Source organism: Rhodococcus sp. 14-2496-1d (genome assembly GCF_002259365.1).
Lineage (GTDB): Bacteria > Actinomycetota > Actinomycetes > Mycobacteriales > Mycobacteriaceae > Rhodococcoides.
Window position 1 is genome coordinate 124,935 of sequence record NZ_NPFV01000009.1, and the last position, 12,963, is coordinate 137,897.

10 protein-coding genes are annotated in these 12,963 nt (G+C 65.1%); 7 read left to right on the forward strand and 3 right to left on the reverse strand.

All coding sequences use genetic code 11. The features are described 5' to 3' along the window. Window positions 1–499: 499 nt before the first annotated feature. The 3 genes from CH296_RS05975 to CH296_RS05985 all read left to right on the forward strand — a co-directional run bounded on the left by CH296_RS05975 (window position 500) and on the right by CH296_RS05985 (window position 5,289). Complete coding sequence (locus CH296_RS05975) at window positions 500–3,748, forward strand: (Fe-S)-binding protein (RefSeq protein WP_094684239.1); 3,249 nt, start codon at window positions 500–502, stop codon at window positions 3,746–3,748. Window positions 3,749–3,919: 171 nt separating this feature from the next. Next, window positions 3,920–4,930 (forward strand): hypothetical protein, encoded by a 1,011-nt coding sequence (locus tag CH296_RS05980; RefSeq protein ID WP_256980346.1) that lies wholly within the window; start codon window positions 3,920–3,922, stop codon window positions 4,928–4,930. Window positions 4,931–5,019: 89 nt separating this feature from the next. Continuing rightward, window positions 5,020–5,289 carry a hypothetical protein gene (locus CH296_RS05985; protein ID WP_032396085.1) on the forward strand — a complete coding sequence of 90 codons (270 nt, stop codon included), beginning with the start codon at window positions 5,020–5,022 and terminating at the stop codon, window positions 5,287–5,289. On the opposite strand, the gene CH296_RS05990 is transcribed toward CH296_RS05985, so the two are convergent. Further along, window positions 5,282–7,195, reverse strand: a complete 1,914-nt coding sequence (locus tag CH296_RS05990; RefSeq protein ID WP_094684329.1) for a prolyl oligopeptidase family serine peptidase — start codon at window positions 7,193–7,195, stop codon at window positions 5,282–5,284. The genes CH296_RS05985 and CH296_RS05990 overlap by 8 nt on opposite strands. Window positions 7,196–7,296: 101 nt before the next feature. On the opposite strand from CH296_RS05990, the gene CH296_RS05995 reads away from it, so the two are divergent. Further along, a complete protein-coding gene (locus CH296_RS05995; RefSeq protein WP_032396086.1) occupies window positions 7,297–7,524 on the forward strand; it encodes a DUF3263 domain-containing protein in 228 nt (75 codons plus the stop codon). A gap of 7 nt (window positions 7,525–7,531) precedes the next feature. On the opposite strand, the gene CH296_RS06000 is transcribed toward CH296_RS05995, so the two are convergent. Beyond that, window positions 7,532–8,236, reverse strand: a complete 705-nt coding sequence (locus tag CH296_RS06000) for an SOS response-associated peptidase (protein ID WP_032396367.1) — start codon at window positions 8,234–8,236, stop codon at window positions 7,532–7,534. Between the two features lie 101 nt (window positions 8,237–8,337). On the opposite strand from CH296_RS06000, the gene CH296_RS06005 reads away from it, so the two are divergent. Together CH296_RS06005 and CH296_RS06010 are read left to right on the forward strand one after the other, a co-directional pair. Continuing rightward, entirely contained in the window at window positions 8,338–9,588 is a 1,251-nt protein-coding gene (locus CH296_RS06005) for a pyridoxal phosphate-dependent aminotransferase (protein WP_032396087.1), read from the forward strand. A 215-nt stretch (window positions 9,589–9,803) separates the two neighbouring features. Beyond that, complete coding sequence (locus tag CH296_RS06010) at window positions 9,804–11,162, forward strand: YibE/F family protein (RefSeq protein ID WP_094684240.1); 1,359 nt, start codon at window positions 9,804–9,806, stop codon at window positions 11,160–11,162. Window positions 11,163–11,236: 74 nt separating this feature from the next. Here CH296_RS06010 and ald read toward each other — a convergent pair whose 3' ends face one another. Further along, window positions 11,237–12,319: an alanine dehydrogenase gene (ald, locus tag CH296_RS06015; protein ID WP_032396089.1), complete on the reverse strand. Its 1,083-nt coding sequence runs from the start codon at window positions 12,317–12,319 to the stop codon at window positions 11,237–11,239. A gap of 116 nt (window positions 12,320–12,435) precedes the next feature. On the opposite strand from ald, the gene CH296_RS06020 reads away from it, so the two are divergent. After that, complete coding sequence (locus tag CH296_RS06020) at window positions 12,436–12,960, forward strand: Lrp/AsnC family transcriptional regulator (protein WP_176459116.1); 525 nt, start codon at window positions 12,436–12,438, stop codon at window positions 12,958–12,960. Window positions 12,961–12,963 lie beyond the last annotated feature (3 nt).

The following is a 12,963-nucleotide window of genomic DNA, read 5'->3' on the forward strand; positions in this document are numbered from 1 at the left end:
ACGCGTCTGAGACTTGTGGTGCGCTCGAAATTGTAGCGTACAAATCGGACCGATCGTTGTCCTTCTGAAACCGCCCCGACCTCCACCACTTGTTCACTGTCACAATCGGATTCGCCGCCTGTGCAGCATCGGCATACGTGAACTCCATCGAAGTCGCTGCAATCTGTCCTAGCCCCCGAGACTGGAGCGCAACCAGTACTCGGCGTCGGTTTCCGCCGGATACCGATACGACGACTCCCCGCCAAGTAAGGACTGCCTTTGCGAGAACACCTCGACGGCCTACGCATACGGTGATCTGCGAGACAACCTACTGACGAGTTCAGCCCACCCGTCGGACGGCCTCATTTGCGCACCAACCAGCATCGCTTCACCCGGCGATGCTAAGTTACCCATCAGTACAGCGGAATTACTACTGGCGAGTAACATAGACCGGAATCCAGCTCGACGGGCTGAACCCGCGGTAGCCCTCCAGCTGCCACCTTTAGCGAAAGGCCGCGACATGAACGCCCTGACGATCACGTTGGGCACAGTCGGTGCTCTGCTCAGCCTCGTGTGTTGGTACGTCTTCATTCGCGGGGGCCTGCGGATGTTCAACATCGTGCGACTGGGCCAGCCGGCACCCGACCGCTGGCGACCGATAGTCCCTCGCTTCAAGCAGATGGTCGTCGAGTTCCTGGCTCACACCAAGATGGTCAAGTTCCGCACCGTCGGCTGGGCGCACTGGCTGGTCATGATCGGCTTCATGCTCGGTGCCATCGTCTGGTTCGAGGCCTACGGCCAGACGTTCAACCCCGAGTTCCACTGGCCCATCGTCGGTGACACCGCTGCGTACCACCTCATCGACGAGCTGCTCGGACTCGGCACCGTCATCGGCATCACCACGCTGATCATCATTCGCCAGCTCAACCACCCGCGTAAGCCCGAGCGTCAGTCACGCTTCGCCGGCTCCGGATTCAAGGCCGCCTACTTCGTCGAGGCCGTCGTGCTCATCGAGGGCCTGGGCATGGTGTTCGTCAAGGCGGGCAAGATCGCCACCTACGGACACTCGAACCCGTACACCGACTTCTTCACGATGCGCCTGGCCGAGCTCCTGCCGGCCAACTCGAACATGGTCTCGGTGTTCGCCTTCATCAAGCTGATGTCCGGCATGATCTGGCTCTACATCGTCGGCTCTCGCATCAACTGGGGTATCGCGTGGCACCGCTTCACCGCGTTCCCCAACATCTACTTCAAGCGCATGGACGACGGCACCGTCGCACTCGGCCCGGCCAAGCCGATGATGTCCGGCGGCAAGGTCCTCGAGATGGAAGAGGCCGACCCCGACGTCGACGCATTCGGCGCAGGCAAGATCGAGGACTTCAGCTGGAAGGGCTGGCTCGACTTCACCACGTGCACCGAGTGCGGCCGCTGCCAGTCGCAGTGCCCCGCCTGGAACACCGGCAAGCCCCTCTCCCCCAAGCTGCTGATCATGTCGCTGCGCGACCACAGCCACGCCAAGGCCCCGTACCTGCTGGCCGGCGGCAAGAAGGACATGGCCGGTGACGAGGTCGGCCTCGTCGACGCCGAGGGCAACGTCGATCAGAAGGCGCTCGACGCCATCCCGCAGAACGCTCGTGACGAAGCCGATCGCAAGCTCGTCGCCGACGCCATCGAGGGCGGCATCATCGATCCCGAGGTGCTGTGGAGCTGCACCACCTGCGGTGCGTGCGTCGAGCAGTGCCCGGTGGACATCGAGCACGTCGACCACATCATCGACATGCGCCGCTACCAGGTGCTGATCGAATCGGAGTTCCCGTCCGAGCTCGCAGGTCTGTTCAAGAACCTGGAGAACAAGGGCAACCCGTGGGGCCAGAACTCCAAGGACCGGCTCAACTGGATCAACGAGATGGACTTCGACATCCCGGTCTTCGGCCAGGACGCCGATTCGTTCCAGGACTACGAGTACCTCTTCTGGGTCGGCTGCGCTGGTGCCTACGAGGACCGCGCGAAGAAGACCACCAAGGCCGTCGCCGAGCTGCTCGCCACTGCAGGCGTGAAGTTCCTGGTGCTCGGTGCCGACGAGACCTGCACCGGTGACTCCGCTCGCCGCGCAGGCAACGAATTCCTGTTCCAGCAGCTCGCCATGCAGAACATCGAGACGCTGAACAACGTCTTCGAGGGTGTCGAGCAGAACAAGCGCAAGATCGTCGTCACCTGCGCCCACTGCTTCAACGCACTCGGCAACGAGTACCCGCAGGTCGGCGGCGACTACGAGGTGGTCCACCACACCCAGCTGCTCAACCGACTCGTGCGGCAGAAGAAGCTGATCCCGGTGGCCTCGGTCAGCCAGGACATCACCTACCACGACCCGTGCTACCTGGGCCGTCACAACAAGGTGTACGACGCCCCGCGTGAGCTCATGGCCGCATCGGGCTCCAACCTCAAGGAGATGCCGCGTCACGGTGAGCGGTCCATGTGCTGTGGTGCCGGTGGCGCACGCATGTGGATGGAAGAGAACATCGGCAAGCGCATCAACATCGACCGGGTCGACGAGGCACTGGCGACCAACCCCAAGAAGATCGCCACGGGTTGCCCGTTCTGCCGCGTCATGCTCACCGACGGTGTCACCGCACGTCAGGAAGGCGGCGCACACGAGGGCGTCGAGGTCGTCGACGTCGCACAGTTGATGCTCGAGTCGATCACCCGCGTCGAGTCCTCGGTGCTGGCCGAGAACATCAAGGTCATCCCCCGCGAGCGCACTCCTCAGGAGGAGCTGGCAACGGAGAATGCCGCCGAGGTCGAAGAGGCCGAGCGGATCGCACCCGTCGAGGAACCGGCCGAGGCGAAGTCCGCTCCGGCAGCTCCGGCTCCCAAGGCCGGCGGACTGAAGATGAAGGGTCTGGCCAAGGCTCCGGGAGCCAAGGCACCCGGTTCCGCTGCACCGGCCGACAGCGCCGACGCAGAACCCGCCGCCAAGCCCAAGGGTCTCGGCATGGCCGGCGGCAAGGCACCCGGCGGCAAGGGCCTGCAGATGAAGGGCAAGGCACCCGGCGCGAAGGCGGCTGCACCTGCACCTGCCGAGACTCCCGCGGCGGCCGAAGCACCTGCCACCGCAGAGACCTCGGAGTCGACTCCGTCGGTCAAGCCCAAGGGTCTGGCCGTGAAGTCGGGCTTCAAGAAGCCGGGTGCCAAGGCACCGGGTAAGCCCGCCGAAGCCCCTACTGCCGAGGCCAGGGCGTCGGAGGCACCCGCCACCGAGGCTTCAACCGAATCCAAGCCGACCGTCCAGCCCAAGGGCCTGGCCGTGAAGTCCGGATTCAAGAAGCCGGGCGCCAAGGCACCGGGTAAGCCTGCTGCCGAAGCTCCTGCTGCTGAGGCTCCCGAGTCCGAGGCTCCTGCTGCAGCGGCTCCTACGGCTTCGGCCCCTGCCCCGGAAGCACCCTCCACCGAGGCCGCAACCGAATCCAAGCCGACCGTCCAGCCCAAGGGCCTGGCCGTGAAGTCCGGATTCAAGAAGCCGGGCGCACGCACGCCCGGTGCGGCCGCAGCGACACCCGCTGAGCCGAAGACTGCAGAGCCCGAGAAGGCCGAGCCGACCGAGGAAGCCGCTGCACCCGAGGCCCCGAAGTCCGAGACACCGGCAGCAGAGGCACCGAAGGCGGAGGCGTCGGACGGAGCAGGTGAATCCGACGATCGCACTCCGCCCAAGCCGAAGGCCGGTGGACTCGGATTCGCTCCGGGGGCAAAGGTTCCCGGTCGCCGGAAGTAACCTCACACCCTTTTCACCGACTGCGCGCCCTTGCTCACCTCAGAGCAGGGGCGCGCAGTCGTCAGTAAGGGTGTGAGGTCCACTCCTACGAGTTATCCACAGGCACACCGGTTATCCACAATCTGCCGAGTGGGGGTTGTCGAAAGCGATTGCGCCCGAGAGCATTCGTTCATGACCCGCATCGTCTCGCGATCCGACGCACTCTCCCGCGGCATTTCCGACGCAGAGTTGCAGCGCTACTGCCGAACGCGAGCGTGGCGTCGACTCCGTCCAGGACGGTTCGTCAGCAGAGACGAATTCGACGCACTTCCCAGGGAAGACAAGCATCGGGTCGTCGCCGAGGCGGTGTTCGACGCGACCATCGCTCCCGATGCTGTGGTCAGCCATGTGAGCGCAGCGATATTCCATGGTCTCGACGTGTGGAATGCCGACCTGAGCCGGGTGCACATCACCCGCAATCGTGCCCGGGGCGGCGGTCGTAGTAGTGCCGTTCGAGCAGTGCACACCTCGCCGTACACCGACGAAGAGATCGTCGACCTCGGCGGTGTGCGTGTCACCGGTCCGGCGCGCACGGTTGCCGATTGTGCTCGCACGCTTCCGTTCGAGACGGCCGTCTGCATCGCGGACTTCGCTGCGAGAACCCGCAGGCTCACCTCCGAAGATGTTGTTGCAGCGCTGGATTCATGTCCGAACCATCCAGGCAACCGGTTGGCGCGCCGAGTCGCGGAATTCATGGACGGCCGGTCCGAGAGTGTCGGGGAGTCACGTGCACGAATAGTGCTGCATCAGCTGGGCTACACACCGCAGCTGCAGGTGCAGATCACGGACTCCCGCGGTTTCGTCGGGCGCGTGGATTTCGATCTGCCCGACCTCGAGACCGTTGTCGAATTCGACGGCAAGGTGAAGTACGGACGCTACGTGCCCGAAGGGAAGTCTGCGGCCGATGTGTTGTGGGACGAGAAGCGTCGCGAGGATCGCATTCGCGCAACCGGCCGCCAGGTGGTGCGCATCGCCTGGTCGGATCTCGATCACCCCGAGCTCGTCGATCGGATGATCCGCGACGCTGCCGACAGAGCCGCACGAGGCAACGTAGGCAACCTGGGCAACCGAGCGACCCTTCTATCGACCGCGCGCCCCTCGTCGCGTCGAAACACGGGCGCGCACCCTGCACAAGCGGTGTGAGGTTGCCGAGCACCCCCCTCGAAAGTGCCCGAATCGGACACCGTGAGTATGGTCGGACCCGAAGGCGTACCGACAAGTAGGGAGCAGGCATGACCGACGACGCGGACAAGCTCTTTCGCCGCTACGACGAGTGGTGGACGGCGTTGACCCCCGACGACCGAGCGCACGTCGAGCAGTGTTGCGAGTCCGGCCGCACCGACGAGCGCCTCTGTGCCCTCATCCTCGAGAACGACGGCCCGTCGAAGGCAGCGTTCGAGGTGGGCAGCAGGTTGTCCGAGGGCAACAGCAAGTACTGCGCCATCCCCAGCGCGCTCCTCGAATTTCTGGAAGCGAAGCGCGCGCACCCACCACTCAGCTAGCGGGACGCCACAACTGCAGCTCCGGGATTCCGGGCGGCGTGAAGCCCATCACCTGGCCGTAGAAGGACAGTTCTGATTCCCGCGCGTTCACCTGCGTTTCCAGTTTGCGGAATCCGTGCGACTCGCCCGCATAGGCCAGGTAGGCGTGCGGAATTCCCTTGTTCACCATGGCATCTCGGAACCGCTCGGCCTGCGACGGCGGCACGATCGGATCGTCGAGCCCCTGCAACAACAGCACCGGGCAGGACAGTCCGTCGACGTTGTTGACCGGCGCGCGGGTGCGGTACAGGTCGATGGCCTCGGGCAGAGGTCCGATGAGCCCGTCGATGTAGCGGGACTCGAAGTCGTGGGTCTCGGCGACGAACAGCTCCAGCTCGGCGACGCCGAAGTACGATGCACCGCAGGCGAACACGTCGGACGATGTCAGCGCAGCCAACACCGTCCAACCCCCTGCGGACCCGCCTTCGATGGCCAACCGGCGTGGGTCGGCGAGCCCGCTGTCGGCCAGACCCTGCACCGCGGCGATGGTGTCTTCGACGTCGACCACTCCCCACTGCCCGCGCAGCCGGTTGCGGTATTCGCGGCCGTATCCACTCGACCCGCCGTAGTTCACATCGACGACGCCGATGCCGCGGCTGGTGAAGTAGGCGAACAACGGGTTCAGAGCGGGGGCGACGTGCGCTGTCGGGCCGCCGTGAACGAACGCGACGTACGGCGGGAGTTCGCCGTCCAAGCCCTCGTACGACGGATTGCGCGGCGCATAGGTGATGGCGTGCACCTCACGGTTGGGCCCCTGGAATGTCACCTGACGTCCCTCGGGCAGGTATGCGCTGTCGGGTACGGATTCGAAACCCGAACGTACCGAGGTCAGTTCGCCGGATTCCAGGTCGAGGGCGAACAACCCCGCTGCCACCCTGGCTCCACCGCACTTGAGGAGCACCGTCGACCCGGCGCGCCCACCGAGCCCCACCGAGGTCACACCGTCGAGCGTGATGTCCTCCAGTGCCCCGGAGGCAGGATCGAGCACCGCCAACGTGTCGGTGCCGACGGTGCGCACGGTGAGCAGCTTCCCGTCGTCCAGCACCGAATACCAGATCGACCCCAACCGCCACAGCGGAGCCCCGAAGTCGGCGTCGAGCGTCACCAGCGGAGTCACCGAACCGTCGAGCGTGACCGAATACAGGTTCCACCAACCACTTCGATCGCTGATGACGTACAGCGATTCGTCGTCGATCCATTCCGGCTGCATCACCGATTCCTCGGTCGAACCGAGCAGCACCGTCCAGGACGACGGATCGGCCAGCGAAGCCACGCGCAATTCTGTTCCGTCCCAGGGCATCTGCGGATGGTTCCAGGCGATCCAGGCAATTCGGGTGCCGTCGGGCGAGAGTCTCGGGAACGCAAGGAAGTCCGAGCCCGCCACCAGCGAACGCACCCCACCGCCGCCGAGATCGATGGCCACGATGTCTCGCGACACCGCGCCTGCGTCGTGCATCTCACGAACTGCGATCACGTCGGTGCCGACCACCGAGAGATCGCCGTACCGGATGGCCGACGCCACAGCAGGTTTCGGAGTCAGCGGTACCGGTGCCCCGCCTGGGGTGAGTCGGTAGACGCGTTGATCGGAGAACTCGGCGAACACCAGGTCTCCGTCTGCCGTCGCGGTCCAGGCTCCCCCGCCGTATTCGTGGACGCGGGTGCGGGCGTTGAACGGTGCGGGCAGAATGGGCTGCACTTCGCCGTCGACATAGCGGCAGATGGCCGTCCTGCCCTGCTCGGCGGGCCGCAGTTCCGACCACCAGATCTCGCTGCCTACGAAGCAACCACCCTCGACGGGGTGGCCCGCCGAGGACAGATCTGCTGCGGTGATGGGTGAGGGCCAGGATCCGAAGGCGAGTGCGGTCACCCCGACCACCCTAGTGAACTGACGCGCACGTAACGCAGTGTTCACCGGCTCTTCAACCGTGACCCGGATGATGGGAGGCAAGTAATACGAGGGGGAACACCATGCGCCGGACCACTACCCATTCGGTGGACCACGAGATTCTGACATTCGGCCGAACCTGGCGTGGGTACGGCGGTGGCAGCGACGAGGACATCTACGTGGCATTCGGCGTCGACGCGCGTACCTACTTCCAGCGACTGCGTCGCATACTGGATTCGCCGGTCGCCGAGGAGCTGACGCCGGACGAACGGGCCGCGATCGCCGACATCTGCCGGTTGCGACTCGCCTGAGCCACCCCTACACCGGCGTCAAGAGCTCCGGGCTGTTGTTCTTCACGCTGTTCACCGCGGTACTCACCTCGTAGGGCTCGAGCCGTGGTTCCGGGATCGCGGCCAACAGGTCTCGCACGTCACCGAGGTCCGTCACCGCAGGGTCGAGCCAACTCGCGCGCAGATCCGGCGGGAGCACGACGGGCGAGCGATCGTGGATGTGGCCGAGCGCATCGGCGGCAGGCGAGGTGAGCACGGTGACCGACCAGACCCAACGTGCTTCGTCGTCCTCGGCCTTGGTGGGGTCTCGCCACAGCTCGTACAACCCGGCCATCGCGAGCACGCCGTCCTGGTGCAAGAAGTACGGCACCTTCGCGCCGTCGCGCTTCTCCCACTCGTAGTACCCGTCGGCAGGGACGATGCATCGTCGACGGCTTGCCGCCTTCTTGAACGACGGCTTCTCGGTGATGGTCTCGGATCTGGCGTTGATCAGTCGGGAACCGATTTTCGCGTCCTTCGCCCACGACGGAATCAGGCCCCACCGCACCGACCGCAGTTGCCGCACGGCGTCGGCCTCGGGTTCGTCCTTCGGCGACCGTTCGAGCACTGTCCGCACCGTCTGTGTGGGGGCCACGTTGTACGACGGTGGCACCTCCGCACCGACGGTCTCGGCGATGTCGAACACCGCCTGCAGGTCGCTGTCACTCCGGGTACTGGCATACCGTCCGCACATGGAACGAGATTGTTCCACCCGGCACCGACAACGCGCTCGAACAACCCCGCGCGAAACAACCTCGTGGAAACCGATACCGCCCACCTGGCACGATGTGACGGGTGACCACTCCGCAGATCCACTCCCAGCCGCGTTATCGCACGTTGCAGCAATCGACCAAGCTGCAGAACGTGCTGTACGAGATCCGCGGACCGGTACACGCCCATGCCGCCCGGCTCGAGGCCGAGGGGCATCGCATCCTCAAGCTCAACATCGGCAATCCGGCACCGTTCGGATTCGAGGCCCCCGACGTGATCGTTCGGGACATGATCGCGGCGCTGCCGGTGGCCCAGGGGTACTCGGAGTCCAAGGGCATTCTGTCGGCGCGACGGGCCATCGTGACGCGCTACGAGCTCGAACCGGGTTTCCCCGAGCTCGACGTCGACGACATCTATCTGGGCAACGGAGTCTCCGAGCTCATCACGATGACGATGCAGGCGTTGCTCGACGATGGTGACGAGGTCTTGATCCCGGCCCCGGACTATCCGCTGTGGACGGCGATGACGACGCTGTCCGGTGGCAAGGCCGTGCACTACATGTGCGACGAGGAGAACGGGTGGAATCCCGATCTGGCGGACATCGAGTCCAAGATCACCCCGAAGACCGTCGCACTGCTGGTGATCAACCCGAACAATCCGACCGGCGCGGTGTACTCGAAAGAGGTACTGCAAGGCATCGTCGATCTGGCGCGCAAGCACCAGCTGCTGTTGCTCGCCGACGAGATCTACGACCGGATCCTCTACGACGACGCAGAGCACACCTCGCTGGCGAGCCTGGCTCCCGACCTGCTGTGCCTGACGTACAACGGCCTGTCCAAGGCGTATCGGGTGGCCGGGTACCGCGCCGGATGGCTGGCGATCACCGGACCGAAGGCCCACGCCGCAGGTTTCATCGAGGGCATCGACCTCCTCGCGTCGACGCGACTGTGCCCCAATGTGCCTGCGCAACATGCCATTCAGGTCGCACTCGGCGGATATCAGAGTATCGAGGATCTGATCCTGCCCGGCGGCCGACTGCTCGAGCAGCGCGACGTCGCGTGGGAGAAGCTCAACGCGATCCACGGCGTCTCGTGCGTCAAACCGCGGGGTGCACTCTATGCGTTCCCGCGACTCGATCCCGAAGTCCACGAGATCTACGACGACGAGAAGCTCGTCCAGGATCTGCTGCTGCAGGAGAAGATCCTGGTGGTTCAGGGCACCGGATTCAACTGGCCCGGCCACGATCACGTGCGCATCGTCACGCTGCCGTGGGCACGAGATCTGGCCGTGGCAATCGAGAGGTTCGGCAATTTCCTCGCGTCGTACAAGCAGTGAGACACGAAGTTACCGAAAAGTAGTTGAAAGTGATGCACAAAACATCGGGGCGATCCCGCCTGAACGACGAATGATCTGTACATTGGCGGACGGCACTTCGGTGCCCGCGAGCCCTGGTCGTACCCCTCCCCCCCGGGTCGGTCAGGTGGTGGCGGGGGACGCCCCCCCCTGCTCCCCGCCACCGAGCTCCTCGCATCGGCCACTAGCCTGACACCGTGGAATCACACGGCAGTCCTTCCGACGGCAGTAAACCGAGCCTCGGATCTCATGTGGGTCATGGTCACGGTCACGGCCACAGCGACTCACCGGTGCCGTTGGGACCGGTGGCGGCCAAGGTGGTCGTCGGACTGCTGGTCGCCATAGCCATCGCCGTGATCGGCGGGGCCATCGCTCTGTGGCCCAGCCAGCAGAGCATCGACATCCCGCTGCCGTTCCAGACCGCAGGCGGTGGAGCGGTGTCCACCGAGGCAGGCACCATCACCTCGCAGAGCATCGGGCCGTGCGGAAGTCCCGACGCAGGCCGGGCGTTCACCGGCGACCCGACGCCTGCGGTCAACGACTCGTACGAATGTCAGCGCAGCATCGTCGACATCACCACCGGTGCCGACGCAGGCAAGCGCACGGTACTCGAGATCGCGCCCGGGCCCGGCCAACCGACTCTGAGCGCCGGTGAGGACATCCGGCTGGTCGTGCAGACCGACCCCGCCGGTGGAGTCCGCTACTCCTTCAACGACTACTCCCGCGGACTGCCGCTGGCGCTGATCGTCGGTGTGTTCGCCGTGGTCATCTGTGTCGTCGCGCGCTGGCGGGGATTCCGTGCACTGGTCGGGCTGCTCATCGCGTTCGCCGTGCTGGTGGTGTTCATGCTGCCCGCCTTGCTCGACGGTGCACCCGCCATTCCGGTCGCCCTCGTCGCCGGGGCGGTGATCCTCTACGCCGTGCTGTATCTGGCGCACGGGGTGAATCTGCGCACCAGCTCGGCGCTGCTGGGCACTCTGACCTCCATGGCGGTGGCGGCGGTGCTGTCCTACGTCGCCATCCGTATGACCCACCTGACCGGGTTGTCCGAGGAACAGAACACCGCCGTACAGACGTACATCGGCAACGTCAGCGTCACCGGCCTGCTGTTGGCCGGCTTCATCATCGGCTCGCTCGGAGTGCTCAACGACGTGACGATCACGCAGGCCTCGGCCGCCTTCGAGCTCGCCTCGGTGGACGAGACGGCGTCGCGGCGCGAGATCTTCACCGCCACGATGCGGGTGGGGCGTGACCACATCGCCAGCACGGTCTACACGCTCGTGCTCGCCTATGCCGGTGGCGCGCTGCCGCTGCTGCTGCTCTTCAGCGTCGCCGACCGGTCCATCCAGGACGTACTCACCGGCGATTCGGTGGCCATCGAGATCGTTCGGTCCGCGGTGGGCGGTGTGGCGCTGGCGTTGTCGGTTCCGCTGACCACGGCGATCGCTGTGCTGTTGGCGCGGCCGATCACCGTCGCAGGAACCTCGAACCGAGCAGAGCGCCGGGCCGCGGTACCTACCCGCAAGACCCGGCGCTCCGGCCGCCACAGTGCGTAGAGCGGCTTCGCCCCATGTGAGCAGAAGTTCGTAGTGGGCTACGAATTTCCGTGCACGTGCGGCGCAGCCGCTCCTCAGGCGAAAGCGGCCGCGACGGTTTCCGAGAGCAGGGCGCCGTTGTGCGTGCTCAGTCCCGCCTTCAGCCCCGGGTCCGCCTCGCATGCAGCTTCCCAACCCTTGTCGGCGAGTGCGACGACGTACGGCAGGGTGGCGTTGGTGAGCGCGTAGGTGGAGGTGCGCGGCACGGCACCGGGCATGTTGGCGACGCAGTAGAACACCGACTCGTGCACCTTGTACGTGGGATCGGCGTGGGTGGTTGCGTGCGAATCCTCGAAGCAGCCGCCCTGATCGATGGCGATGTCGACCAGAACCGAACCCGGCTTCATACGCTGAACCAGGCTGTTGGACACGAGCTTCGGTGCTTTCGCTCCGGGCACCAGTACGGCACCGATGACGAGATCTGCTGCCAGAACGGCCTGTTCGAGTTCGTAGGCGTTCGACACCAGCGTCTTGACGGCCCCGCGGTACTGATCGTCGATGGCGCGCAGCGCCTTCACATCCAGATCGAGCACGGTGACGTCGGCGTGCATGCCGAAAGCGATTGCAGTGGCGTTCTTTCCGGAAACGCCGGCCCCGATGACGACGACGTTGGCGGGCCGCACTCCGGGAACTCCGCCCATGAGAACTCCACGTCCGCCTTCGCTCGACATCAGGTGGTAGGCACCGGCCTGGGGCGCGAGGCGTCCGGCAACCTCACTCATCGGTGCGAGCAACGGCAGGGAACCGTCTGCCGCAGTGACGGTTTCGTAGGCGATGGCTGTGGTACCCGACTCCAGGAGCGCGTCGGTGCATTCCTTGGATGCGGCGAGATGCAGGTAGGTGAACAGCACCTGCCCCTTGCGCAAGCGTGAATATTCTTCGGCGATGGGCTCTTTGACCTTGAGCAGCAGGTCGGCCGTCTCCCAGACCTCGTCGACATCGGTGAGGATCTGCGCACCGGCGGCCTTGTAGTCGGTGTCGGTGAACGACGATCCGGCCCCTGCCTCGGTTTCGACGATCACTTCGTGTCCTCGCGAGACCAGTTCGTGCACGCCCGCCGGGGTGATGGCCACCCGGTATTCGTGGTTCTTGATCTCGCGTGGAATTCCGATCTTCATGGCGGCCTCCTCGGTGGTGGGTGACGTGAAGCCGAGGCTCCATCCGTGTAGGCCAACTATGAATTATCTACGAAATCGACGCAACGGAAGTGAACATAATTCTGTACAGTCGAGAAATGGCACGCAATAGTTCATTCGAGGGGGTCGAAGAGGGTGCGCAGCCGAACGATGTTCGGCCGGTCCCCCTGGACCGAATCGACCACATCCTGCTCGACGAGCTCCGCCGCGACGCCCGCACACCCAACAACGCACTCGCCGCGGCGGCCGGTATCGCTCCGTCCACCGCACTGGCCCGGGTTCGCGCCCTCGTCGAACGCGGTGTCATCCGCGGCTTTCACGCCGACATCGACCCCGAGGCTCTCGGCCAGGGCATCCAGGCCATGATCTCGGTGCGGCTGCAAGCAGATGCTCGACGCCGCATCAGCGAATTCGGATCGAAGATCGCCTCGCGGAAAGAGACGCTGAACATCTACTTCATTGCCGGTGCGGACGACTTCCTGGTGCATGTGGCGACCGTCGACACCGCCACTCTGCGCGACTTCGTCGTCGAGAATCTCAGTGCCGACCCGGCCGTGGCCGCAACCGAGACCATCCTGATCTTCGAGCACATCCGACCGCGAAACAAGCACGCGGACAAGTGAGTT